The organism is Tenacibaculum haliotis (assembly GCF_025215075.1).
In the GTDB taxonomy this organism is placed as follows: domain Bacteria; phylum Bacteroidota; class Bacteroidia; order Flavobacteriales; family Flavobacteriaceae; genus Polaribacter; species Polaribacter haliotis_B.
The window spans coordinates 35,638-60,623 of the sequence record NZ_JAOBTH010000027.1; the positions used below are offsets into that span (position 1 = coordinate 35,638).

The following is a 24,986-nucleotide window of genomic DNA, read 5'->3' on the forward strand; positions in this document are numbered from 1 at the left end:
CGATATTACAATGAAAAAAAGAATACACATAATTGCAGCCATAGCTGTGTTAAGTTTTAATGTCTCTTTCGCTCAAACGGGTAAAATAAAAAAGGCAGATAAAGCTTATAATAAATTCTCTTACATTTCTACTACAAAAACACTCTTACAGTTAGTAGGAAACGGAACCGCTAACGTTAATCAATATCAACAGTTAGCAAATGCGTACTATTTTACAGGCGATATGGAATCGGCTACGAAAACATACAAAACTTTAATGGCTTCAGAAGAAAAAGAAGCTATCGAAACTGAAAGTTACTTTAGATATGTGCAAAGTTTAAAAGCAACAGAAAACTATACTGAAGCTGATAAATGGATGCGTGAATTTTGTGAATTAGAGCCTAACGACTCTAGAGCTAAAGCATTTAAAGCACAACCTGATTATTTAACTCAAATTGAAAAACTTTCTGATACTTTTAAATTAGAAAACTTAAGTATCAATTCAGAAAATTCAGATTTCGGTACGGCTTTAAACGATTCTAAATTAATTTTTGCTTCATCAAGAAAAGAAGGAAAAACCTACAATTGGAATGCACAGCCTTTTTTAGATTTATACACATTAAATTCTGATAATGAAGTTACTGAATTAAGAGGTGATGTAAACACAAAATACCACGAATCATCTTCTGTTATCACAAAAGATGGTAACACTTTGTACTTTACTCGAAACAATTATTTTAAAGGAAAATTCAAGAAAAATAAAGACGATGCGCATACTTTAAAAATATACAAAGCAACTAAAGTTAAAGGTGAGTGGACTAACATTGAAGCACTTCCTTTTAATAGCAATGATTATAATGTAGGCCACCCTGCTTTAAACAAAAACGGAACTGTTTTATATTTTAGTTCTGACATGCCTGGTGGTTTAGGAGCTTCTGATATTTATAAAGTAAACATTGCTGGTGATGGTTCTTTCGGTTCTGTAAAAAACCTAGGTAAGGGAATTAATACAGAAGGTCGTGAAAACTTTCCGTTCATCAGTCAAAAAGGAACATTATATTTTTCATCTAACGGTCACTTAGGTTTAGGGGGCTTAGATGTTTTTAAAGTAGATGATATGAATGCTACTAATAAAGTAATCTATAATTTAGGAGAACCTGTCAACAGCCCTAAAGATGATTTTGCTTATATGATTAACGAAACTACTTTAAAAGGTTTTGTAAGTTCTAATCGTGCTGGCGGAAAAGGAGATGATGATATTTATAGTTTCACCAAAAATCCTTGCGAGCAATTGGTTAGTGGTGTAGTTACTGATGTTACAACAAAAGCAATTATTTCTAATGCTACTGTTTTAGTATACGATGCAGCACAGCAAATTATTGCTACTTTGGTTTCAGATACTCAAGGAGCCTTTAGTTTTAAATTAAAATGTAAAGAACAAACGTATAAAGTTGTAGGTTCTAAATTAGATTTCGATCCTACTGAAATTTCTTTTGCTGTAGACAATTTTTTCAATGAACCTGTTCAGTTAGAGATAGCTTTAACACCAATACCAAAGGCCGCTGAAGTAGGTGCTGATTTATTTAAGCTTTTAGATTTAAAACCAATTTTGTTTGACTATGATAAATCGAACATTAGACCAGATGCTCAAATTGAATTAGAAAAGGTTATCGCCTATATGAAAGAATTTCCGAAGGTAAAAATTGATATACGTTCTCACACTGATTCTCGTGGTAGAGACGCTTACAATTTAGCTTTATCAGCTCGAAGAAACAGCTCAACTGTAACTTATATCATCACCAAAGGTGGTATTTCTAAAGAGAGAATCAAAGGAAAAGGTTACGGAGAAACAATGTTAACTAATAAATGTGCGAATCGTGTAAAGTGTTCTAAAGAAGAGCACCAAGCAAACCGTAGAAGTGAATTTATAGTAACAGAAAACTAAACACCCTTACAGATTATATTACTAAAAAGAGTTCCATAAAGGAACTCTTTTTTTTACCTTAATATAGAATTAACGAAACTCTAATAACCTTATTTACGCACCAAAATGAACAAACTAAAGCAACCAAACACTTTACACTAAAATGCGAGGATTAATTTTACTAAGGACATATAAAAATCGACTCCAATTCCTGAAATAGAGCACAAAACTTAATTCTTATAATTACATGTTCTCGTATAAATGAAGTTTTACTATAAATTTACAGGGTTTTAAAACCGAACCGGACACCAATAAACTCATTATCTTAATTGCATAAAAAAACCTCGAAGTTATAATTACTTCGAGGTTTTCATAAAACTAAAACACTTTAATTAGTTGTTTTTACGTTTGTTTTTCCTTCTAGAATATAAAAATAAGAACGCCTATTCTTTTGGTGCTCTTCTTTAGTACATTTATTTTTATTTGCATCATCACAGTGATTTAATAATTGACTTTCGCCAAAACCTAAGGCACTTTTAATCCTATTTGATGCTATTCCTCTTGATACTATATAATCTCTTGTTGAGATAGCTCTATTGGTTGATAAACTTTTATTATACCCTTTTGTACCTCTACTATCTGTGTGAGATTCTATTTTAATAACCATTTCTGGATGATTTTTCATTACCGATACAATGTGCTCTAATTCATATTCAGCATCTTCTCTAACATTAAATAAATCGAAATCAAAATAAATAGGGTTTATAACAATTTGATTTTCTATTATTAACGACTCTAATTGTAAATTAGCCTTCACGGTTTCTTTATTCACATCTAACGTTTGCGCATTTTTTTGATCATTTCTATAATCCTCTTTAGACGCTGTTACCGTAAACTTTCTTTCACAATCTATAGTTTCAAAAACATAACTACCATCTTCTTTAGTTGCTTGCTTTGAAACGGGATTACCTTGGTCATCTATCAACATCACCTGTACATCTGGCATTGGTTTACCTGTAATAGAATTTGTTACAATACCTGCAATATTTTGTTTACAATCATAAATTAAAAAACTATAAATATCATCATCTCCTTTTCCTTTTTTTCTATTTGACGAGAAGAATCCTTTACTCTTTTCTTTATTGATAACAAAAGAAAAATCATCTTTAGGTCCATTTACAGGCGCTCCTAAATTTATTGGATTTGTAAATTCTTTATTTTTGATTTTTGATTCAAAGATATCTAAAGCGCCTAAACCTAAATGACCATCCGAAGCAAAATAAAACGTATTATCAGCTCCTACAAAAGGAAACATCTCTCTACTTTCAGTATTAATTTGTTTTCCTAAGTTTACAGGAACTCCATAGGTGTCATTTTCTAATACAGCTACTTTATAAATATCTGTTTCTCCAAATCCACCAGGCATGTCAGACACAAAATAAAGCGTCTTTTCATCAGGACTTAATGCTGGATGACCACATGAATAATCATCTGTATTAAATGACAATTCTTTTACATCAACCCATTTATTGTTTTCTTTTCTTGCTTTATAAATTTTTAAGTGAACTGTACGATCTTCATCTTTTCTTAACTTCTTACCATCATAATTATCTCTTGTAAAATATATTGTATTACCATCACTGGTTATGATAATATTTGATTCGTGATAACGCGTATTTAAATCTACTAATTTTTCTGCTTCAGAAACATCGAAAACTCTATTTTCATCAACTTCTTTTAATTCTGAACTATAGATATTTAAAAAAGGTTGTTTATTCCAATCATATATTTTATTATCCTTTTTTAGACCTGTAGGCTTTGTTGAAGCAAAATACAATCTATCATTATATAAAAAACCACCAAAATCAGAATACTTTGTATTGGTAGAAACATTATAGATATCTACATAAATTTGTTCTTTATTCGTATACTTTACAAAATAATCTTCATTTTCTTCTAACGCAACTGCCCTACTATCTGTTTCTTTTAAAACTTTTAACTTCTGTAGCCATTTATCCGACTCCGTTACATTTCCGTTACTCTTAAGAACTTGAGCATATCTAAAAAAATGTTGCGTGGTTTCTTTCTTTTCAAAACTCTGCATCAATTTCTCATACCATTTCTCAGCTTTTTCAAATTCTGCATTATAGTAATATGAATCTGCTAATCTACTTAACACTACTTGCGAAGTATCTCCTTTTTCATATATTAACTCATACAGTTCTGCTGATTTTTTATATGCAAATTCTTCAAAAAACTTATTTGCTGCAGACTGTCGTTGCCCAAAACCAACAATGCTCGTTATTAATAATACAAATAGTATTGTTTTTTTCATAAGTTATTATTTTATAAAACCTTAATAATTTTATTATACTCTTTATTATCTACACAACACAAATTACAGATTTTCTGAAGACTAACTTTTATCTTTTTAAAAAAATATAATCAATGACAAAAGTATCATTTTTAATGTAAACTTCTTAAATTTAAAATTAGATATTTATTTTACAAAAATGCAACTACCTAATAATTAAGTAATTTACAGATACTACATCTTTTTTATCACTTACAATTCTTACAAAAAAAGACCTTAAACAAATGTTCAAGGCCTTTTAACCAAACTTAGTATAAAAACTAACTACTACTATTTTTAATTCCTCTAAGGCTTTCTACAAGAAACTTCTCTTTTCAAAAAATATCCTAAAAAAAGGAATACACAAGGGGAAATTTTTACTCAGAGAAGTAAATTTAAGGGGTACTTTTATAATTAATTCAATTATTTATTCCATTGTTTACACTCTTATGACACCTTTTTTTTCAAAAGGTCACATAAGCGTATAAAAAAACTCAAAAAAAAGTTTTTTTTGAGTTTTTAATCTAAATATTCCCTTAAAATTATTCGATGTTCAGGTGTTGATTTATCATAGTTTTCAATCAGTAACTCTACTATTTCAGGAGACTTAAAACCAACTTCCTTTTTTGATTTATATTTTGAAACATATAAATTATAAGCTTCTTTATTTTTTTCAAAAATTAAAAAATGTACTTCATTTAAAACACAAAAACAAATTTCATTTCCTGAAAAAGCTGTTGATTCATCCTTTATAAAATCAGAGAATTCGTAATACCTAAAAACATTTTCCATATTAAACGATCTCTGCTGATAAACCTAATTGCAATAATTTAGAACACCTTGGCTCTAACTCTTTATAAGCACCCGTTTTAACGGTACACTTACCTTTATAGTGTACTAAAACAGAACATTGCTCAGCTTGTTCTAAGGTATGATCACAAACAGCTACCAAACTATCAATTACATGATCAAAAGTATTTACATCATCATTATGTAAAATAATTTCGTGCTTTTTTGTTTCTTGAATCAAGACATCTAGCTCTTCTTGTATTTTCTCTATTGTACTCATTTTTACTATTTTTGATACTGCAAAGCTACCCAATTATTTCTGTTAATTGTTTTATTTAATGTTAAACCGTGCTTTGAAACCGCTGCATCTATAATCGAAATGTCTTCTTTATAAAATCCACTTAACAATAAAACTCCGTTTTCATTTAAGCAGTTTGTATAAATATCCATATCGCTCAATAAAATATTACGGTTAATATTTGCAATAATAATATCATATTTTTTATCCATTAAAAGAGACGAATCACCTTCATAAACCGTAATATTTTTACAATTATTTCTTTGAACATTTTCTAACGAATTTTCGTAACACCAAGCATCAATATCTATCGCATCTATTGGGTTAGCTCCTTTCATTTCAGCAAAAATTGCTAAAATCCCCGTTCCGCATCCCATGTCCAACACTTTTTTGTTGGCAACATCTAAATTAAGTAAATGTTGTACCATCATATGAGTGGTTTCATGATGCCCTGTACCAAAACTCATTTTTGGCTCTATAACGATATCGTACTTTAAATTAGGATTCACGTGAAATGGCGCTCTAATACTTACCAAGTCATCAACTTGAATTTGATTAAAGTTTTTTTCCCACTCTGCATTCCAATTTGTTTGGGCGATTTCATTGTGCTGAAAACTGATCGAAAACGCTGCTGATTTTAAAATAAAAACAGCGTCTAATAAATTTTCTTTCCAATCGTTTTTCTGAATATATGCGGTAACTCCGTTTTCATTCTCCACAAAACTTTCAAAACCAATTTCACCTAATTCAGCTATTAAAATTTCAGTTGCTGGTTCTTTTGGTGTTACTTCAAAAATATACTCTATATAAATATTATCCATTAAATTGATTTAATTATAGCTATAAAATCATCCGCTTTTAAGGCTGCTCCTCCAATTAATCCACCGTCAACATCTGGTTTAGAGAAAATCTCTTTAGCATTTGCTGGATTTACACTTCCGCCATATAGAATTGAAATATTTTCTGCCACTTCACTTCCATACTCTTTAGCAATAATATCTCTAATAAAAGCATGCATTTCTTGTGCTTGTTCTGGCGATGCTGTTTCTCCGGTTCCTATTGCCCAAACAGGCTCATATGCTAAAACAATTTTAGAAAAATCGCCTTTCTTTAAGTGAAACAATCCTTTTTTCAATTGACTTTCAACTACATTAAAATGATTTTCTGACTTTCTATCTTCTAAAACCTCACCAAAACAAAAAATTGTTTCTAGTTTGTTTTCTAACGCAGTGGTTACTTTTTTCGCGAGGATTTCATCTGTTTCTCCGAAATACTCTCTACGCTCAGAATGTCCAAGAATCACTAAATCTAATCCTAAAGAAGTTAACATATCCGCAGAAATTTCTCCTGTAAAAGCACCACTTTTAGATTGATGCATGTTTTGAGACGCTACTTCAATTTTTGATTTCTTAGTTCTTTTAAGTGCCGTTTGTAAATTCACAAAACTTGGAGCGATAATTACTCTAGTGTTTTTACCTACTTTTTTCTTTGTTCCTTTCTTAATCCCTTTGATTAACTTTTTAGTTTCATCAAAGTTCATATTCATCTTCCAGTTACCTGCAACTATTTTTTTTCTCAAAATTACGTTAATTTTATATTCTTACTACTGTTTTAATGCGGCTGTTAATCTTGGATCTATAGATTCTGCTACGTGCGCCAAAGATGTAATTCCTTTTTCATTTACAACCATATAACTTGGCACATCTTTTATTCCTAAACCTTTTGCATATCCTCCTTTAAGAGCTGCTGGTAAAAAATAATGTTCACCCTCTATATTAAAAAATCGCTCTATTCCTTTTTTCCACTGCGGAATTGTTTTATCTATTGATAAAAAAACAAAAACAACATCAGGGTTTTCTGCTTTCAACTTTTTAATTGCTGGTATTCCGGAAATACATTCTGCACACCACGAAGCACAAAGCTCAAACATTATTTTTTTTCCTTTATGCTTTGCTAAAATTTCTTTAAATGTGATTGATTCTTCATTTAAAGTTAAAAATTTCTCATTTAAAACTTCCTGTGGAAAAGCTAAAGGTTTTTCTGAATTACAAGACACAAATAAAACGAAAGCGAATAAGTAAATTATTTTTTTCATATACTAGGTTTTTATTTTTTTTAACAGTTAAAAGTACGTTATTTTTTTAATAGTTTAACTTAACTTCTGCGAAACCTTAGTTTCGTTAAAAACGATTATTTTTCCTGATTCATCAATTACCAAATAACGAGGAATCCAACTTAAACCAAGAAATTTACCGAAGCTTCCTTCCCAACCTGATTGCATAAAATAATGCTGCCCTTTTATTTTTAATCTTTCAACCCCTGCTTTCCATGAGTCCAAATCTCTATCTAACGATAAATATAAATATGTTATTTCCGGACTCTCTTCTTGCAGCTTTTTAATCTCAGGTAAGCTTTCAAGACAATCTTTACACCAAGATGCCCAAACATCAATCACCATTTTTTTTCCGTGATTTTTAGCTAAAATTTCTTTGAATGCAATCTCTTCATCTTCTATAGAAATAAAAATATCATTTAAAGCTTCATTAGAAAACTCTGAGGGGCTGTAAACCGAACATTGCAACAATAACATTGCAGTGAAAATTAATACTATACTTTTTTTCATCTTACTTAATCTTATTATTAATTTTATTAGATACACTTGATGATTTAAAAAGTTCTATTTCTCCTTTTTTACTCAAAATCATAAACCTCGGAATTGTTTTTAGTTTTAAAAACGCTCCTAGCTTCCCTTTTCCTTTCTTTGGAATGTAATAATGTTGTCCTTTTACTTTTATATTCTCAAGTCCTCTTTTCCAGTCGAAATAAGAATGATCTACTGACAAAAAAACATATTTAATTGACGGATTCTTCTTTTGAAATGCAATAACATCATCAAAACTATCTTGACTTACCGGACAATACGTTGCAAAAACTTGTACAAATTGTTTCGTTCCTTTATTATTTGCTAAAATTGTTCTTAACGTAATTGAATCTCTATCAATTGTAACTAATTTCTCATCTAAAGCATCATTTGTAAAAGATGTTGGTTGAAAAACAGCACAACTATTCAACGTTAAAAGGACTATCAAAAATAAAAATACTCTCATTTTAATTTAATTTTATTCGTGGATCTAACCAACTATAAATAACATCTACCAATATATTTATCAATATAAATAATGTTGCAACAACCAACACACTTCCCATAATCACAGGTAAATCTAACGTATTTAGCGAATTTACTATTTCTTTACCTAAACCGTTCCAATTAAAAATATACTCAACAAAAACCGCTCCTGCCAACATCGATGCAAACCAACCAGAAATAGCAGTTACCACAGGGTTTAACGAATTTTTTAAAGCGTGTTTACGAATTACCTGATACATTGTTAACCCTTTTGCTTTTGCGGTTCTTATATAATCTTGATTCATCGTTTCTAACAACGAGTTCCGCATTAATTGAATTACTACTGCTAACGGACGAATACCTAGCACAATTGCTGGCAACAACAAGTTTTTCCACTGAATACGCATTCCTTCCCCGAAATCATCAACTTCATACAAGCTACCTGTCATTTCTAAACCAGTATATTCATGCAATACAAATCCGAAAAACCAAGCAAATAAAATTGCCGAGAAAAAAGACGGAACGCTCATACCTAATGTACTAATTACCGCTATAATTCTGTCGAAAAAAGTATCTTTATATAAGGCTGATAAAATTCCTAAAACGATTCCTAATAACAACGCCATTACAATTGCAAAAATTGCTAAAACTGCTGTATTGGGCAATGTTTCTGAAATTACTTCGGATACATTCTTTCCATTTTTTTGAAATGATTGTCGTAAATACGGATATTTAATCACCAAATTTATATCGCTGATTGAAAATAATTTTTGCGCAGTATATTTTCCTTCGGATAAAAAAGTATAATCATCAGTATTATTACTATGCAACGACAACGGCGAAACATCATTTAAATAATACAAATACTGTGTAAATATCGGTTTATCAAAACCATACTTTTGTCGTATATTCTCAAGCTGTTCAGTATCTTCTCGCTGGTCTAACATCATTCTTGCCGGATCGCCTGGCAACACATTAAACAAAAAGAAAATAACAGTAACGACTCCAAACAAGGTTAAGAATCCGTAGAAAATTTTATTAATTATATATTGAAACATCTATAACAAAGATAAAAGAAAGTGTTAAAAAAGTGTACTTTTGTATAACTTTTACAACAACACATGACTACACAACAATTAGTTAACGAAATTAAAAGAAAAAAATCGTTTTTATGCATCGGTTTAGATGTCGATTTAACTAAAATACCGCAACATTTATTAAAAGAAGAAGATCCTATTTTTGCCTTTAACAAAGCAATTATTGATGCAACTCATCATTTATGTGTTGCTTACAAACCCAACACCGCTTTTTATGAAGCATACGGAATTAAAGGTTGGAAATCTTTAGCAAAAACAATAAAATATTTAAACGAAAAGCATCCTGAAATTTTTACTATTGCAGATGCCAAACGTGGCGATATCGGAAATACCTCAACCATGTATGCAAAAGCTTTTTTTGAAGATTTAGCATTCGATTCGGTTACCGTGGCACCATATATGGGAAAAGATTCTGTAGAGCCTTTTTTAGCTTTTGATGATAAACATACCATTATGTTGGCATTAACCTCTAACCAAGGTGCATTCGATTTTCAAACAAAAACTGTAGATGGTAAAGAGTTATATAAACAAGTTTTAGAAACCTCTAAATCTTGGAAAAATTCAGAAAACCTAATGTATGTTGTGGGCGCTACCAAAGCCGAATACTTTACAGAGATTAGAAAAATTATTCCTGATAGTTTTCTACTAGTTCCTGGTGTTGGTGCTCAAGGCGGAAATTTACAAGATGTTTGTAAATATGGAATGAGCGAAAACGTAGGTTTACTTATTAACTCATCTCGCGGAATTATTTACGCATCTAACAACGAAAACTTTGCAAGTGAAGCTGCTAAAAAAGCAGCAGAGTTACAATTGCAAATGAGTGTTATCTTAAACTAGTTACATGGATTTCAAAGACCAAATGAATAGAGTTTTTGAATTACCCGAAACTCCAAAAAGAATAATCTCTTTAGTTCCTAGTCAAACTGAATTATTGGTTGATTTAGGTTTGGAAGAACTTATTGTTGGTGTTACTAAGTTTTGTATTCACCCATCTTCTCTAAGAAAAATTAAAACAGTTGTTGGTGGTACAAAAACCATAAATATTGATAAAATTAAGGCTTTAAATCCTGATATTATTCTTTGCAATAAAGAAGAAAACACCAAAGAGATTGTTGAAGCTTGTGAACAAATTGCACCAACTCATGTTTCTGATATTTTTACACTTGATGATTCTATAGAACTTATAAAGCAATACGGTGAAATTCTTTCTTGTAGAAAAGAAGCCGAAAATATCATTGAAAAATTAGACAATGAGTTTGTTAAATTTCAACAATTTATTAAAAATACTGAAGAAAAAAAAGTAGCTTATTTTATTTGGAGAAATCCATGGATGGTTGCCGGAAAAAATACTTTTATCAATCATCTTTTAGAACTCAACAACTTTAAAAATATTTATAGTAACAAAGAGCGTTACCCAGAAATTAACTTAAAAAAGTTATCTAAAAATGATGCGCTGGATTTTATTTTGCTTTCTTCTGAGCCTTATCCTTTTAAAGAAAAACATATTAATGAAATATCAACCTATTATAAAGGTTCAAAAACTATTTTAGTTGATGGAGAAATGTTTTCTTGGTACGGAAGTAGATTATTAAAAGCTTTCGATTATTTTATAAAATTACACGACAGTATTAGATAAATCTTTATCTAAATATTTAACTCTATTTAATTTTTCTAGCACTTGCATTGCTTTAAATGCCGATCGATCACTCTTACATTCATCTTCATACTTATAATCACTTGCTCTTTCAACCAATTTACGATACCTCTCCTCAAGGTGTTTTCTGTAGCTATGTAATTGACTGATTCTTGACATTCTTACTTTAGTTTTACGGAACCTAAATATACATAATTATTTGAATTACAACGCTATAAAAATAACTCACTTATAAAAAACAGGTTTTTACCTATTATAAATAGGACACATATAAAATAAAACCCGAACAATTTCAAAAACATTGTTCGGGATTTTTAATTATTTAATACTAAAATTCGTCTTATTTTATATCTTTTAATAAAACCTCAACTGCTTTTTGCAACTGAGCATCTTCTCCTCTTTCTTTCCAACCCGGAGCATTTTTTACTAAATAATCTGGAACTGCAGGTGCTTCATTCTCCATGTTTTTTCCTGATTTTTTCACAAACCAAGCCCTAAACGGCATACGAATAGATCCGTTTTGTAATCTTGCAGATCCTGTAGAAACTACGGCCCCAAATGTTGGTTGCCCTACTAATTTACCTAAACCTAAGTTTTTAAATGCATGTGAAAAAATCTCAGCATTCGAATAACTATTCTCATTACACAAAGCAACTACAGGTTTTGTATTTACTGATAAAATTGCACGTTCGTTAAACGGATAATTTTTATTGAATTTTTTATTATTCTTTAAACTTTTAGCAGCACCTCTTGGTACCGTATACGCATGCTGATCTACATTTAAAACAGCCATTAATCGGTCGGTTGTCCAACCACCACCGTTATAGCGTACATCAATTACAATTCCTTTTTTTCCATATCCACTTGCTTTTAACTCACGTTCAAAACGCTCGAAACTTGGCATATTCATTCCTTGTATATGAATGTAACCTAATTGTCCGTTTGAATATTTAGCTACTAATTTTTTACGAGACGTTATCCAAGCTTCATACTGTTGACTCCTAATAGATCGTTGCGGTCTTAACACCACATCTTTACCATTTTTTAAACTTAACAACACTTCGTTACCTTGTGTATTTTTTAATAGTTGATAAAAATTAGTATTTTTAGCTATTTCTTGTCCATTTACAGCAGTAATAACATCCCCTACTTTTAAAGTACTTTTCGATTTATCTGCAACCGTGTTTTGTAAAATATAATTCACTTTTACGCCACCTTTCGTATTTACTACATCTACACCTAGTAAACCTACTTTATCGTTTATATTTCTAGGCGCAGTACCTCTATACCCCATATGGCTGGCATTTAACTGCCCTAATAATAAATTATACATGTACGTATAATCTTGATGTGTTGTTGCTGACAACACCCAAGGTCTATATCTTTTTACCAAACCATTCCAATCATAACCGTGAAATTCTGGATCGTAAAAACCAGCTGTTAACACTCTTATTCCCTCTTCAAAAACCTGCTCGTATTCTTTTTTAGTATTTTTAGTATAGGTAGCCGAATGTGGTAATTTAGTTACTTTATCTGATTTTGTATCTAACTGATTTAAACTTCCTCTTGATGTAAAGTAAACTTTTCCTTTATTTTCTGATATTCCTCTTGCTCCGCTTACACTTTTAATTGCTTTTGGTTTGCTTCCATCCCATTTTACTTTATAAGTGCTTCTTTTTTTATTTGCTGGATTTGTTGCTGAAAAATAAATAAATTTACTGTCGGCACTAAACATCGGACTGTATTCATCATCCTGTAAAGAAGTTACTTGTACCAAACGGTCGTAAATTTTATCTTGATCAATTTTAACAACAACAGTTTTTTTCTTCTTTTTCTTATCTTTTTTATCAGATTTACTTTTCTTTTTTTCTTTTTCTTCTGGATAATAACTTCCTTCTTCGTGATCTATTTTAGATTTTTCCCAATCGGTTTTATCTAACCAAACCATCCAAACATCATAATTCATTCCGCTTCTATTCGATAAAAATGCTAATTTTTTACCATCGGCACTCCAAACAGGATTTGCATCACTTCGTGGATGCATAGAAACGTTCATTTTTATAGATTTATCAGCAATCGACTGGATGAATATTTCGCTATCAAAATTTAAATCCTCTTGAGAATACGCTATGTACTTACTATCCGGACTCCAAGAAACGCCTTCGGCCGCAGCCCAAGAATTTGAATATTCTTTGGCCTTAATAATTTTCCCATCTTTTAAATCAGCAATCATTAAAATTCCACGACCAACTTGATAAGCTATTTTTTTTCCGTCAGGAGATACTAACGATCCCATTACATCTTCTTTATGATTCGTCAATTTCGTCACCTTTGTTTTTAAACTACGGTGTAAACCAACTAGTGTATCTGTAGAAACTGCGCTATATAATTGATAAACCCCGCCTCTATCCGAAGAAAAAACAACAGTTTTATCATTTATCCATTGCGGATTACGGTCTCTAAACAAGTGCTTACTTACGTTATTAGAATGCTTCTTTTCTTTATTGTTTTCTTTTACAAAAATTTCGCCGTTAATTTCAAGTGCAATACTTTTTCCGTTAGGTGAAACTGCGTAACTACTAATTCCGTTTGAAACTGTTTTTGTTATTTCTTCCTCAAATCGATTATCCGAAGCAATCTGTAAGTTTAATTTTTGTTTCGAACCATTTTCAACCTTAAATAAATTTACACCACTTAAATAAATAAACGCTCCATTATTACTTACTGAAAACTCTCTAACTCCATCTTTTTTTTCTGATGTTAATTGAGTGGCATTTCCATTAGCTGTTCCGTTTGATGAAATTGCTTGTTTATATACATTATAACGTCCGCTTTTTGCGCCTATATAATATAAGTTTCCGGTCGCATCCCACTTTGGAGAATGATCGTTTTTGTTACTTGTGGTAATTTGATTGTATTTTTTAGTATCTGTATTATAAATCCAAATATCTCTTTGAGCAGAACCCGAATAATCTTCACGCGCAATACGACAAGCTCCTTTGGTAAATGCTATTAATTTTCCGTTAGGAGAAACTGAGGCTAACTCACCATAAGCTGTTAATAATCGCTCTGGTGTTCCGCCGTTTTCATTTACAGTATACATTTGTTTATCCCATTCTGGACCACGATAAACTCTTCCTGTAGTAAATACAATGGCATCTTTTGAAGTCCAATCTGTAGGGATATTTGCCGTTGGATAATACGTTAATTGTTTGGGTACACCTCCATTAAGAAACGTTGTAAACACGTTATCATTTCCTTTTCTGTTTGATGAAAATGCAATTTCGGTATCGTCTGAGTTCCAAACAGGATTACTCTCATATCCTTTATGAATTGTTAGCCTTTTTGATTCTTTATTATTCAAATTATACACCCAAATATCTCCATGATAACTAAAGGCCATCTTTGAACCATCATTACTTATAGCAGGTTTTCGAATTAAAGAATTTTGCGAAATTGCAATACCAAAACTAAATAGCATTGCGAGTAGAAATATATTTTTTTTAGACATCCGTTTGATTTTATACAAACGAAGTTAAAGTATTCGTAATATTTTTAGAAAATTTTAAGACTTTTTAACTTTTCATTTTCTAAAAACTTAGTTAAACGACAACAATTTTCTCATTATTATTCACATATTTTACAATCATCTTTGTCTTGAATTTCACCAACAAGTTTACCTTCTTCATTTAATACAAAACCGCAACAATCCATAAACCCTTTTGCTATTAATTTACGAGCACGTTGAATTTGTGATTTTGTTGTTGGTAAACTTTGTTTTAAAATATTGGCAACTTCTTGCTGCTTCAACCCTTTAATATCAGATAAAAACAAAGGATCTCTATATATTTTAGGTAATTTTTGCAAAATGCCTTGTAAGCAATCTTTTTCAGTGTGCTCTTGTTCTTCTATTTTTGTTTCAGTTTCGAAACTAGCCAATTCAAAAGTTCTATTTGTGCTTTTAAAATAATCCATCACAGCGTTTCTAGCAATGGTAAAAATCCAAGATTTCAACTTGGTAACATCTTTTAATGTATGTAACTTGGTGTGTATTTTTATAAAAGTGTCTTGCAAAATATCATCTGCTATTGCAACATTTTTTACCTTACTTAAAATAAAGTATTTAACATCATCTGCATATTTTTTCCAAACTTGATTTGTTGTCATTCTATATTGAAATAAAAACAGAAATTATTCTTTATAAATTTAAGAATAATTTCTGTTATAATTAACAAACTTGTGGTTTAACAGTTGCAATTGTTACATGAACAGCTCTCGCAAGTACAATTTAAACAATTTCCTGTTTTACAACCATCACAATTACACGTACATTGATTTTTATATTTCATGATATTTAATCTTTAAATTCATATAGTAGACTTTATAATATCAAAAAAGATGCGTTTTTAAGTATAAAAAAACACGTTAAATAATAATTATTTAACGTGTTTTAAAAAGTTACTACTTTTATATCATTATAGTTCTTCTTTTAATTTACTTTTTCGCCGCTTACATACGTTGCTAAAACTTTTGTATTCGGAATTTCATCACCTTTAACAGTTACAATATCATTCTCTAAAATGATAAAATCAGCAAGTTTACCTACCTCAATACTTCCTTTTTCGGTTTCTTCAAAATTAGCAAAAGCATTCCAAATAGTCATTCCTTTTAAGGCATTTTCTCTAGATAAAGCATTATTCATTTGATAACCTTCTTTTGGATATCCTTTTAAATCTTTTCTGATAGTTGCAGCGTAATAGGTATACAACGGACTCACATTTTCAATAGGAAAATCTGTTCCTAAAGCAACTTTTCCGTATTGTTTTAGTAAATCCTTATATGCATAAGCACCTTTAATTCTTTCTGACCCAACACGATCTTCTGCCCAGTACATATCGCTTGTTGCGTGTGTTGGTTGAATTGATGGTAAAATGTTTTTAAAATGATAAAAGTCTTTTAAATCTACAATTTGAGCATGTTCAATTCTCCAACGACGATTTTCTTTATTTTTCAATACTTTGTTATACGTATTAAGCATTACATAATTTGCAGAATCACCAATAGCGTGCGTATTCATTTGATATTCTGAAGTAGCAATTCTTTTCGCTAAACGCTGAAGATCATCATACGAATTTACCAAAGCTCCAAAATGCCCTTTTTTATCAGCATATTCATCCTTTAAAGCAGCTCCTCGCGAACCTAAAGCTCCATCTGCATATACTTTTACCGAACGAACATGTAACTTATCAGTTTTAATAATTCCTTTTTTAAGATAATAATCTAGATTTTCTTTATTATTAGAAATCATTGCGTACATACGCATTTTTAAATCGCCTGATTGCTGCAAACTATCTATCAATTCTATTACTTGCTTATCTAAACCAGCATCATCAACAGTTGTTAATCCTAAATCAAAACAAATTTTCTCAGCATCTTTTAAAGCCTGAATTTGTTCTTGTTTATTCGGTTTTGGAACTTTAATAAAACTCATTGCATTATCAATTAACACCCCCGTAAGTTTTCCGTCTTTGATAAGAATTTCGCCTCCATCAATTTTAGTATCAATTGTAATACCTGCTAAATTGATTGCCGCCTGATTTACCAACATTGCATGTCCGTCAATTCTACGAACGGCTACAGGAATATTAGGAAACAATGCGTCTAATTTTTCTTTGGTAGGAAACTCTTTAATCTCCCAATCATTTTGATCCCAACCACGGCCAGTTATAAATACTGTGTTTTTTTCTTTTTGAAATGCAACTAACTTTTCTAATACCTCTTCGTAGCTTTTTGTTCCTACTAAGTTCACTTTTTGTTGTTGTAAACCTAAACCGTAAAAATGGCAATGTCCATCTATAAAACCAGGATATACCGCTTTGTTTTTAGCATCAATAATTTTTGATGATGTGTATTTATCTAGTATCTCTTTACTGGTTCCGATAGCTATAAATTTACCCTCTTTAATTGCAAAACTTTCAGCTTTATCAAAATTAGAATTAACGGTATATGTGTTTGAGTTAATTACAATCGCGTCTACTTTTTCTTGTTGTTTACAAGAAACAACAGCGATTGAAATTACAAAAAGTAATAATAATTTTTTCATGAGTTTGAATATATTAAATAAGCGATATATAAAAGTAAGAATTGTATAGGCAAGCGTATAATTGCGATTTTCTTAGAACCAATTGCAGGTTTTTCTTTAAATAAATCCCATATGTGTAATGGTAAAAAAATAACCATCAATATAAAAAAACCGATGGCTGCATTTTTTACTGTTGCATTAAATAAAAGACCTATTCCGATAACAAATTCTACAAAACCAGCAGCATAATTTACTAGTAACTTTGGTAATGGCTTTGGTATAAATCCGTTAAAAAAACGTGGCTTTACAAAATGCATAACCCCTATATATCCTAAAAACACTCCGAAGATTATTCGGAGTGTTAAAACTAAAATATCCATAATTTATGGCTTTAGTGTTTCTTTATTGTATAAATATTTATCCATCAAATACACAATACTTGCCATTGATGCGCTTCCTAATTCTAGTTCGCGTTTGTTTACCTTATCAAAAGTATCAGTAGCTGCATGATGGTAATCAAAATAACGTTGTGAATCTGGGCGATATCCAACCAGAGTAACATGTTCGTCTTTTAAAGGACCAATATCCGCACCACTTCCGCCTGCAGTAATATCATGCAATCCGTAAGGGGCTAATAATTTTTTCCAGCTTTGTAATAATTTCCTGTTTTTATCATTTGCATCAATAGAAAAACCTCTTGGTGTGTGTCCGCCTGCATCTGATTCTAGAGCACCAATATGATGTTCTTTATTTAATTTTGCTAAACGCGCATATTCTGTAGCACCACGCAATCCATTTTCTTCATTCATAAAAAAGACAATGCGAATGGTATTTTTAGGTTTAATATTGTTCTTTTTTAATAAGTAAGCTACTTCTAACGATTGTACAATTCCTGTTCCGTCGTCATGAGCGCCATCACCTAAATCCCAAGAATCTAAATGCCCACCAATAACCATAATTTTATCTGGATTTTCACTTCCTTTAATTTCTCCAACCACATTGTGTGAAGGTGCATCTGGTAGTGTTTCACAGCTTTGTTTTAAATAAAATTTAAGTGTTGGATTCTCTTTTAAATGCTTACTTAAATTTTCGGCAGCACGAGAACTAATTGCTGCTGAAGGAATATATTCTGATTTAGGAATATCTCCATATCCCATTGATCCTGTATGCGGATAGTCATCTATTCCATTTGTCATAGAACGAACAATAACTGCTTTCGCTCCGAACTTACCAACTGCTGCTGCTCCGCCAAAACGCTGACCAACACATCCGCCGTAGGCTTTAAATGTTTGAATTAATGTATTATCAAATGCTCCATTAAAAAAAACTATTTTTCCTTGTGCTTTGGCGCCTAATTTTTCAGCTTCTTTTAAACTTTTTACCTCAATAACTTCGGCTGTAATTCCGTTAATTGGTGTTGCAATAGATCCTCCGATAGCACAAACAGGCACATTAATTTCTTTGCCGTTAAAATTATAATTAGCTACTTCTTTTTCTCCACGAACCCAATGCGGTACCATAACCGGCTGTAACCAAACTGAATCCAACCCTACTTCGTTCATTAATTTTTCACTCCAAATAACTGACTTCGCTGCTCCTTCTGAACCAGATAAACGGCTACCAACATTTGTAGTTAAATCTCGTAACCATTCGTAGGATTTACCCTCGGTTAATGCAGCGTTAAATAAGTGTTTTATTTGCGTAGAATCTATTTTTTCTTCCGAAGAAAAACCTTTAGAAGTTAAAGATGTTTCTTTGTTTTTTGTTTTACAAGAAATTATAAATAGTCCTGAAATTAGTAGTAATGATAGTTTTTTCATTTATGACACTGTTTTAAAGTGCCATAAATGTAAGTTTTATATTTTAATATCAGAGCCGATAGCCAAGGTTTTAATTTAAAGCCGTTTGCTATGGATTAAGCACAACTATTCTTTATAAATAGTTACGTGTACAGATATTTAGATTCTTGTTTTAGAAAATAGAATCAAACTTCCAAGTTAAACCTCCCATGGCCTGAAATCCTTGTACATTAAAGTTATTAAATCTCTGATAACTATTATTTAATACATTATTAAGATTTAAAAACACAGAAAATGAGTCATTGAAATGATAACCACCATTAAAATTTATATCGAAATAATCATCTAAATCAATCGTTGAAAAAGTTTCTAATGGTAAAGTATCATATAATTTTCCTTTTCGCTGTCCTACAAAAAAGAAGTTAGCACCAGCAAACCATTTATTAGTTTTGTATGTACCAAAGAGTTCCCCTTTAATTTTTGGAGTATTCCAAGGTTCTAATTCATTTGTTAACGTAAATTTATTAAACTGTCCGTTTAAACCTACACTAAGGTTTTTAATTCCATCAAAAGCAACTTCACCAAAAAAGGATACTAATTTAATATCATCATATTCCGTATTAAAAGAATTTCCATAATCATATCCGAAGAAAGAAAAGGCATCTGTTCCTGCATTATTATTTCCGTCTGATTTTGATTGATTCAATGCAAAAAACGGATTGTTTTCTATCTCAGCATAACTTGCTTTAAAATTATAGCTAAATTGAGAATCTAACCTTCCTTTAATTCCCGCAAAAGCATTGTACTTTTTATTTGTTTGTAATATGTTTTGAGTTGGAGAAATGTAAGGGTTTTTATCTGATAATGATTTATAGGTATTTGTTTTTAGGTCTCCCGACACTCCAACAAAAACATTCGCAAAATCTTTCACTATAGGATACGAAACCTCTATATCTGGGCAGATAAAAAAGTTGTTATTTTTATTTTGAATGTCTAAAGAAAAGTATGCTTTTGCCCCTATTTTTATCGCTAAATCTCGTACTCTAAAGTTATATGTTGGGTGCGCACCAAAAGTAAAAAAACTATGTTTTAACTCACTTCTAGTATTATAACTATTTTCGAAACTGGTTCCTAAATAACTTAACGTTGTATTAATGTAAAGATCATTTAATTCGCGGTGAAAATTATTTAAAGGAAATTTAAATTTTGCATTTCCATCAATTAAAAACTCACTACTACTCATTGCATCTGTTAAAAGCGAAACGGCAGCATTTCCTTCTTCTAAATAAGAATCCTCGAATTTAATGTTTCCGAAAATTGTAAACGAATTGTAAGATTGTTCTTCTTCTATGGCGCTAACAGTGGCATCAGTGAAATTTATATTTGTTGGTAAACCATACCAATTGTGTTTATTTCTTTCAGCTTTTAAACCTGCTTTCCAACTTAAATAACGTTCTTGCTGCGCATAAAACAAACTTAAATTTAGATCATAAAAAGTACTACTTAAACGTGTTTTTTCAACAGGATCTGCAGATAACAAGAATTTTAAATGCGCTCCGAATTCACTATTATAACTTTCGTTTCTTCTTATATGAGCTTCCAAAAAAGGGCTAATTTTATTCCCCAATCCTAAAGAAAAATAATTATCATATAACGCTTCTTTTTTTCCTAAATCTAACTTTTTCATCACACCGCTTTTAGGAATAAAAGTTGAAGCAACAGGCACTGAAAAAATAGTATATTCTAATTCTTTTTTCTGCGTTTCTTTGGTGTGTTTTATTATTGGTTTTTGCTTAATTTTAAAAGCATCGGTAATTTTAGGAACATAAGAAGTAACTACATTAACAACTTCTGTTTTTATAATGGTATCCTTTGCTTTTTCGGGTGCTTTTTTTTCTTGCGCATTTGCAATTGAAATTACAAATAAAACAAGTAAACCTAAGTGCTTTTTAATTGATTTAATCATTGAACTCTTTTTTGTTTTTAACAAATTTTAGTTTTGGGTGTTTACTGATTCGTTTGTTTTTGCTTCTTTATTCTTTATCGAACGAAGTTCGTTTGTAGCTTCTTCGGTAACATCTTTATATTGTGTAAAATTCTTAACAATATTTTCTAATATATAAGTAGCCTGATATGCATCTTTTAAAGCGTAATAATTTTTAGCCATTATAATATAACTTTTAACACCCCAATATTTATATGATGAGTAATTGGCTATTAAATTTTGCACCGCTTTATTAGATGTTTCGTAATCTTTATAATCGTTTAAAAAGAAAGCATTATAATACAATGTTTCTGCTTTTAACTCGCCCGTTGCTGTTTTACCAACTTCGTTAAAAAACTCTTCAGCTGTTAAAAAATCATTTGTTTTAAAAGCCGCACGTGCCATAATTATTTTAGCATCCTCAGTTATATTTGCTTCCATTTTACCAGCTCCTAAAACTTTTTCAGCATAGGTAATCGCATTCGAATATTCTTTCTTTTTATAATACCCTTTCATTAAATTACTTTGAGCAAAAATGATATTCTGCGGATAGTTAGCTTCTTTTTCAAGTTGCTCTAAAACAGGCATTCCCTTATCCCAGTTTTCTTCTTCTAAATAAATTTTAGCCAATTTAGTTAACGCTTCTTCTGAAAATTCACTTTTATTTTGACTAATTACATAACTATAATGTGGAACTGCACTTTTAAATTGATGTGTATTATTATACGATTGTGCTAAATAAAAATGAGCTTTTAAAGCATTTATTCCAGTAGGAAATGTTTGAAGATATTTATTAAAACCTTCGATTGCTTTAGTGCTATTGTTCTCTAAAAATTTATTCTCTGCAGATTGGTAAGTCGCATTATCTAACTCGGCATCTGAAACATTTATAAATTTCACACCCTTAACCCATACAGCATACTCATCTACTTTACCAATATCTATATATACATTTTTAATATTGGTGACCGCTTGTTTTGCTTCTTTTGAATTTGGATGTTTTGCTACCACCTCTTTATATTTCTCTAAAGCTTCTGTATTTTTATTATTGTTATAATACAATAAACCCTGACGTAACAACACATTAGGTACATAATTACTACTTGCGTGTTTTAACAACAAACTATTGTAAGTTTCTTGCGCTTTGCTAGAGTTATTTATCGTTGTATATGTTGTTGCTATCTGAAACAAGGCATCATCTTGTAATTGAGAATCCGCATAATTATTAACTAGCGTTTTTAAATTTTTGATTTTAGTTTCGTTTTCTCCCATAAACCCGTAACTCATACCAGTTTGATATTGCGCATAATCTGCACCAACACCACCTTCGTTAATTACTTTTTTATATGAATTAATTGCTTTTGAAAAGTTTTTGGAAGCATAAAACGAATCACCTAGTCGGTTTGAAGCATCATCATTTATATCATTATCATCATATTTAATATCTAAGAACTCCTGAAAATGTTTCGCTGCATCCTCATATTTCTTTTGTTTAAAATAAGTGTAAGCAATGTTGTATTCTAACTTTTTAGTATCCTCTAAATTTGTGTCTGTAATTAGTAAAAAGTTCTTTAAAGCTTCGTTGTAATTTCCTAATAAATATTCCGTTTCTGCAAACCAAAAAGTTCCTTTATTAATAACAATATTATTTTCTGATAAAGTAGCCTGTAAAAAATAAGGCTTCGCGGCTAATAATTTACTTTCATTAAATAACTGAATTCCTCTATACAACGAAACTTCGTTTGCTATCTTTTCGTTTTCTGGTGATTTAACACTATTTAAATAATCTAAAGCACCTTGATAATCTTGCTGATGCAAATAAGAAGTAATTAATAACTCGTTTATTTCAGCAGTATTTGGTGAATTTGGATATTTTGCTAAAAATCCTTTTAAAACATCAGGAACACTTTCGTACGGATTTCCTTGCTCGTAACTTAATTTCGCATAACTTAACGATGCACTTTCAGTTATTTTAAGGTCAAATCCCATCTCGCTCGCATTTTTAAATGCATTTAAAGCTGCTGGTTTTTGCTGTAATTCTAAATAACATTCTCCTAAATGGTAGTAAGCATTTTGTGCTACTTTATTGTTACCTCCTATAATTTTATTAAAATTACCAATTGCTGCTTCGTAGTTTTTTTGTTGATAATAAGCATAACCTAAATAATAATAATCGGTATTTGTCCACTTACCTCTTTTACCTTTATAAGCTTTTAAATAAGGAATTGCTTGGTCATATTTTTTAAGATTGAAATAACTCTCTCCAACTATTTTAGAAATTTGAGATATCTCTTTTTCATCTTTTGATTCTTTTAAAAGTTTTTCACCAATTTTTACTGATTTATCAAAACGCCCGGCTTTAAAACTGATATCTAAAATATAGTAATTTGCTTTTGCTTGATAAGTAGCATCATTTGCTAATTGACTTAAATTATCCTCCGCTTCTCCAAAATTTTCTTGTTTGTAAGCAATATATCCGAAGTAATAACGCGCATCGTTTCCATAAATAGGGTTCCCTAACAAGGTTTGAAATCGAGACTTAGCATCTTTTAAATAATTAGAAACCAACAATGCATATCCCATTTTATAGTTCAACTCGTCTCTTTCTGGCTGACTTAATAGTTTTTCATTTACCTTTTGATACCATTTTAATGCGTGAGCCGCCTTTCTGTTTGCAAAATAATAGTTCCCTACGTTTAAAAAAGCCTTTTCTTTTTTGTTACTATATGGATGATTTTCTACAAACGCCAACACTTTATCATTTCCATCATCTTGAATCAGTTTTATAGCGCACATTGCATCATAATAGTCGGCATCAGCTTTGCTATTTTTATGATCTCCTGATTTTTGAGACACCTCAACAAACAACTCCTGTGCGGCTGCATAAGCTTTGTTATTATAAAGCTTTATTGCTTTATGATAATCGGATGTAATTTCTGAATTAATAGCTGATTCTTGGGCTATTATAGTTGTTGAAAAGACTATTAAAAATAACAAATAACAGCTTTTATTATAACAAATAAATCTCATGTTTTTTTAGATATATAAGAACTATAACGTTCTTTTTTTGTTTTTGTTGGTAAACGATGCATCAAAAGTAAGAAATGTTATAGAATTAAGTAATAAAATTTTAGATTTGTAAAAACGAATCGATATATGGAAAGACCTGTTTTACATCTTGAAAATGCTGATATTTATCAGCAAGATAATTTAGTATTATCAAAAGTTAACTTCAAATTAAATAGAGGTGATTTTTATTATTTGATAGGAAAAACAGGAAGCGGAAAAAGTAGCTTACTAAAAACCTTGTATGGCGATTTACGCTTGCAACGTGGTTTGGGCGAAATTGTAGGTTTTGATTTAAAACAGATGAAAGAAAATGACATTCCTTTTTTAAGAAGAAAACTAGGAATCGTTTTTCAAGATTTTAAACTTTTAAATGATCGAAATGTTTTTGAAAATTTAGAGTTTGTTTTAAAAGCTACCGGCTGGAAAAACAAAACCGATATGAAAGATAAAATCTATGAGGTTTTAGACAAGGTCGGTATGAAAGAAAAGTATTATAAGAAAACATTCGAACTTTCAGGAGGTGAGCAACAACGAGTTGCTATTGCAAGAGCATTATTAAATGATCCTGAATTAATCTTAGCAGATGAACCTACTGGTAATCTAGACCCAAAAACTTCGTTAGAAGTAATGCAACTTTTAAATAAAATTCATATTAGCGGAAAAACAATTTTAATGGCTACTCATGATTATCAATTAATTGTAAAATTTAAGCAAAAAACAATTAAGTGTGAAGGTGGAGAATTGTTTGAAGTTGTACAGCAACAACAATAAAAAAATAATTTTCATAAAAAATAACCCACTTCACGAATGAAGTGGGAAATTGCTATGAAA

General features: G+C 30.5%; 21 protein-coding genes. 4 read left to right on the forward strand and 17 right to left on the reverse strand.

Translation table 11 applies throughout. The annotated features are described in order from the left end of the window. The first annotated feature begins 10 nt into the window (after nt 1–10). Nucleotides 11–1,924 carry an OmpA family protein gene (locus N2251_RS07800; RefSeq protein ID WP_260586188.1) on the forward strand — a complete coding sequence of 638 codons (1,914 nt, stop codon included), beginning with the start codon at nt 11–13 and terminating at the stop codon, nt 1,922–1,924. Nucleotides 1,925–2,291: 367 nt separating this feature from the next. Here the strand turns inward: N2251_RS07800 and N2251_RS07805 are convergent, their stop codons facing one another. The 9 genes from N2251_RS07805 to N2251_RS07845 form a co-directional block, all read right to left on the reverse strand. Continuing rightward, entirely contained in the window at nt 2,292–4,238 is a 1,947-nt protein-coding gene (locus tag N2251_RS07805; protein ID WP_260586189.1) for an OmpA family protein, read from the reverse strand. 537 nt (nt 4,239–4,775) lie between these two features. Continuing rightward, the gene (locus N2251_RS07810; protein ID WP_260586190.1) at nt 4,776–5,048 is read right to left on the reverse strand and encodes a hypothetical protein; all 273 of its coding nucleotides are present in this window, start codon (nt 5,046–5,048) and stop codon (nt 4,776–4,778) included. Nucleotide 5,049: 1 nt separating this feature from the next. Next, complete coding sequence (locus tag N2251_RS07815; RefSeq protein ID WP_260586191.1) at nt 5,050–5,325, reverse strand: ATP-dependent Clp protease adaptor ClpS; 276 nt, start codon at nt 5,323–5,325, stop codon at nt 5,050–5,052. A gap of 5 nt (nt 5,326–5,330) precedes the next feature. Further along, the gene (gene prmA / locus N2251_RS07820; RefSeq protein WP_260586192.1) at nt 5,331–6,164 is read right to left on the reverse strand and encodes a 50S ribosomal protein L11 methyltransferase; all 834 of its coding nucleotides are present in this window, start codon (nt 6,162–6,164) and stop codon (nt 5,331–5,333) included. Further along, entirely contained in the window at nt 6,164–6,922 is a 759-nt protein-coding gene (gene tpiA / locus N2251_RS07825; RefSeq protein ID WP_260586193.1) for a triose-phosphate isomerase, read from the reverse strand. The genes prmA and tpiA overlap by 1 nt, the downstream gene beginning before the upstream one ends. A gap of 24 nt (nt 6,923–6,946) precedes the next feature. Next, the gene (locus N2251_RS07830) at nt 6,947–7,438 is read right to left on the reverse strand and encodes a TlpA family protein disulfide reductase (protein WP_260586194.1); all 492 of its coding nucleotides are present in this window, start codon (nt 7,436–7,438) and stop codon (nt 6,947–6,949) included. Nucleotides 7,439–7,492: 54 nt separating this feature from the next. Beyond that, nucleotides 7,493–7,966, reverse strand: coding sequence for a TlpA family protein disulfide reductase (locus N2251_RS07835; RefSeq protein WP_260586195.1), 474 nt, complete (start codon nt 7,964–7,966; stop codon nt 7,493–7,495). 1 nt (nt 7,967) lies between these two features. Beyond that, complete coding sequence (locus N2251_RS07840) at nt 7,968–8,450, reverse strand: TlpA family protein disulfide reductase (protein ID WP_260586196.1); 483 nt, start codon at nt 8,448–8,450, stop codon at nt 7,968–7,970. A 1-nt stretch (nt 8,451) separates the two neighbouring features. After that, complete coding sequence (locus N2251_RS07845) at nt 8,452–9,528, reverse strand: ABC transporter permease (RefSeq protein ID WP_260586197.1); 1,077 nt, start codon at nt 9,526–9,528, stop codon at nt 8,452–8,454. 63 nt (nt 9,529–9,591) lie between these two features. On the opposite strand from N2251_RS07845, the gene pyrF reads away from it, so the two are divergent. Both pyrF and N2251_RS07855 read left to right on the forward strand, forming a co-directional pair. Further along, nucleotides 9,592–10,404 carry an orotidine-5'-phosphate decarboxylase gene (gene pyrF / locus N2251_RS07850; protein WP_260586198.1) on the forward strand — a complete coding sequence of 271 codons (813 nt, stop codon included), beginning with the start codon at nt 9,592–9,594 and terminating at the stop codon, nt 10,402–10,404. Nucleotides 10,405–10,408: 4 nt separating this feature from the next. Continuing rightward, on the forward strand, nt 10,409–11,203 hold the full coding sequence (locus N2251_RS07855; protein ID WP_260586199.1) for an ABC transporter substrate-binding protein: 795 nt from the start codon (nt 10,409–10,411) through the stop codon (nt 11,201–11,203). On the opposite strand, the gene N2251_RS07860 is transcribed toward N2251_RS07855, so the two are convergent. The 8 genes from N2251_RS07860 to N2251_RS07895 all read right to left on the reverse strand — a co-directional run bounded on the left by N2251_RS07860 (nt 11,183) and on the right by N2251_RS07895 (nt 24,083). Then, complete coding sequence (locus N2251_RS07860) at nt 11,183–11,380, reverse strand: Lacal_2735 family protein (RefSeq protein WP_260586200.1); 198 nt, start codon at nt 11,378–11,380, stop codon at nt 11,183–11,185. The genes N2251_RS07855 and N2251_RS07860 overlap by 21 nt on opposite strands. 181 nt (nt 11,381–11,561) lie before the next feature. Next, a complete protein-coding gene (locus N2251_RS07865; RefSeq protein WP_260586201.1) occupies nt 11,562–14,732 on the reverse strand; it encodes a S41 family peptidase in 3,171 nt (1,056 codons plus the stop codon). Between the two features lie 116 nt (nt 14,733–14,848). Continuing rightward, nucleotides 14,849–15,388, reverse strand: a complete 540-nt coding sequence (locus N2251_RS07870) for a sigma-70 family RNA polymerase sigma factor (protein ID WP_260586202.1) — start codon at nt 15,386–15,388, stop codon at nt 14,849–14,851. A 322-nt stretch (nt 15,389–15,710) separates the two neighbouring features. Next, entirely contained in the window at nt 15,711–17,324 is a 1,614-nt protein-coding gene (locus N2251_RS07875) for an amidohydrolase (RefSeq protein WP_260586203.1), read from the reverse strand. Beyond that, nucleotides 17,321–17,683 carry a DoxX-related protein gene (locus N2251_RS07880; protein ID WP_260586204.1) on the reverse strand — a complete coding sequence of 121 codons (363 nt, stop codon included), beginning with the start codon at nt 17,681–17,683 and terminating at the stop codon, nt 17,321–17,323. The genes N2251_RS07875 and N2251_RS07880 overlap by 4 nt, the downstream gene beginning before the upstream one ends. Before the next feature lie 3 nt (nt 17,684–17,686). After that, complete coding sequence (locus N2251_RS07885) at nt 17,687–19,123, reverse strand: M20/M25/M40 family metallo-hydrolase (protein WP_260586205.1); 1,437 nt, start codon at nt 19,121–19,123, stop codon at nt 17,687–17,689. A gap of 151 nt (nt 19,124–19,274) precedes the next feature. Then, on the reverse strand, nt 19,275–21,068 hold the full coding sequence (locus N2251_RS07890) for a TonB-dependent receptor (protein ID WP_260586206.1): 1,794 nt from the start codon (nt 21,066–21,068) through the stop codon (nt 19,275–19,277). A gap of 27 nt (nt 21,069–21,095) precedes the next feature. Beyond that, nucleotides 21,096–24,083 (reverse strand): tetratricopeptide repeat protein, encoded by a 2,988-nt coding sequence (locus N2251_RS07895; RefSeq protein ID WP_260586207.1) that lies wholly within the window; start codon nt 24,081–24,083, stop codon nt 21,096–21,098. 159 nt (nt 24,084–24,242) lie between these two features. Here N2251_RS07895 and N2251_RS07900 point away from each other — a divergent pair, with 159 nt between their 5' ends. After that, complete coding sequence (locus tag N2251_RS07900) at nt 24,243–24,926, forward strand: cell division ATP-binding protein FtsE (RefSeq protein ID WP_260586208.1); 684 nt, start codon at nt 24,243–24,245, stop codon at nt 24,924–24,926. The last annotated feature ends 60 nt before the right edge of the window (nt 24,927–24,986 follow it).

Bases quoted from the DNA above. Each gene is read 5' to 3' on its own strand.
- N2251_RS07800 (WP_260586188.1), top strand. From the start codon at position 11: ATGAAAAAAAGAATACACATAATTGCAGCCATAGCTGTGTTAAGTTTT.
- N2251_RS07805 (WP_260586189.1), bottom strand. From the start codon at position 4,238: ATGAAAAAAACAATACTATTTGTATTATTAATAACGAGCATTGTTGGT.
- N2251_RS07810 (WP_260586190.1), bottom strand. From the start codon at position 5,048: ATGGAAAATGTTTTTAGGTATTACGAATTCTCTGATTTTATAAAGGAT.
- N2251_RS07815 (WP_260586191.1), bottom strand. From the start codon at position 5,325: ATGAGTACAATAGAGAAAATACAAGAAGAGCTAGATGTCTTGATTCAA.
- prmA (WP_260586192.1), bottom strand. From the start codon at position 6,164: ATGGATAATATTTATATAGAGTATATTTTTGAAGTAACACCAAAAGAA.
- N2251_RS07830 (WP_260586194.1), bottom strand. From the start codon at position 7,438: ATGAAAAAAATAATTTACTTATTCGCTTTCGTTTTATTTGTGTCTTGT.
- N2251_RS07835 (WP_260586195.1), bottom strand. From the start codon at position 7,966: ATGAAAAAAAGTATAGTATTAATTTTCACTGCAATGTTATTGTTGCAA.
- N2251_RS07840 (WP_260586196.1), bottom strand. From the start codon at position 8,450: ATGAGAGTATTTTTATTTTTGATAGTCCTTTTAACGTTGAATAGTTGT.
- N2251_RS07845 (WP_260586197.1), bottom strand. From the start codon at position 9,528: ATGTTTCAATATATAATTAATAAAATTTTCTACGGATTCTTAACCTTG.
- pyrF (WP_260586198.1), top strand. From the start codon at position 9,592: ATGACTACACAACAATTAGTTAACGAAATTAAAAGAAAAAAATCGTTT.
- N2251_RS07855 (WP_260586199.1), top strand. From the start codon at position 10,409: ATGGATTTCAAAGACCAAATGAATAGAGTTTTTGAATTACCCGAAACT.
- N2251_RS07860 (WP_260586200.1), bottom strand. From the start codon at position 11,380: ATGTCAAGAATCAGTCAATTACATAGCTACAGAAAACACCTTGAGGAG.
- N2251_RS07865 (WP_260586201.1), bottom strand. From the start codon at position 14,732: ATGTCTAAAAAAAATATATTTCTACTCGCAATGCTATTTAGTTTTGGT.
- N2251_RS07870 (WP_260586202.1), bottom strand. From the start codon at position 15,388: ATGACAACAAATCAAGTTTGGAAAAAATATGCAGATGATGTTAAATAC.
- N2251_RS07875 (WP_260586203.1), bottom strand. From the start codon at position 17,324: ATGAAAAAATTATTATTACTTTTTGTAATTTCAATCGCTGTTGTTTCT.
- N2251_RS07880 (WP_260586204.1), bottom strand. From the start codon at position 17,683: ATGGATATTTTAGTTTTAACACTCCGAATAATCTTCGGAGTGTTTTTA.
- N2251_RS07885 (WP_260586205.1), bottom strand. From the start codon at position 19,123: ATGAAAAAACTATCATTACTACTAATTTCAGGACTATTTATAATTTCT.
- N2251_RS07890 (WP_260586206.1), bottom strand. From the start codon at position 21,068: ATGATTAAATCAATTAAAAAGCACTTAGGTTTACTTGTTTTATTTGTA.
- N2251_RS07900 (WP_260586208.1), top strand. From the start codon at position 24,243: ATGGAAAGACCTGTTTTACATCTTGAAAATGCTGATATTTATCAGCAA.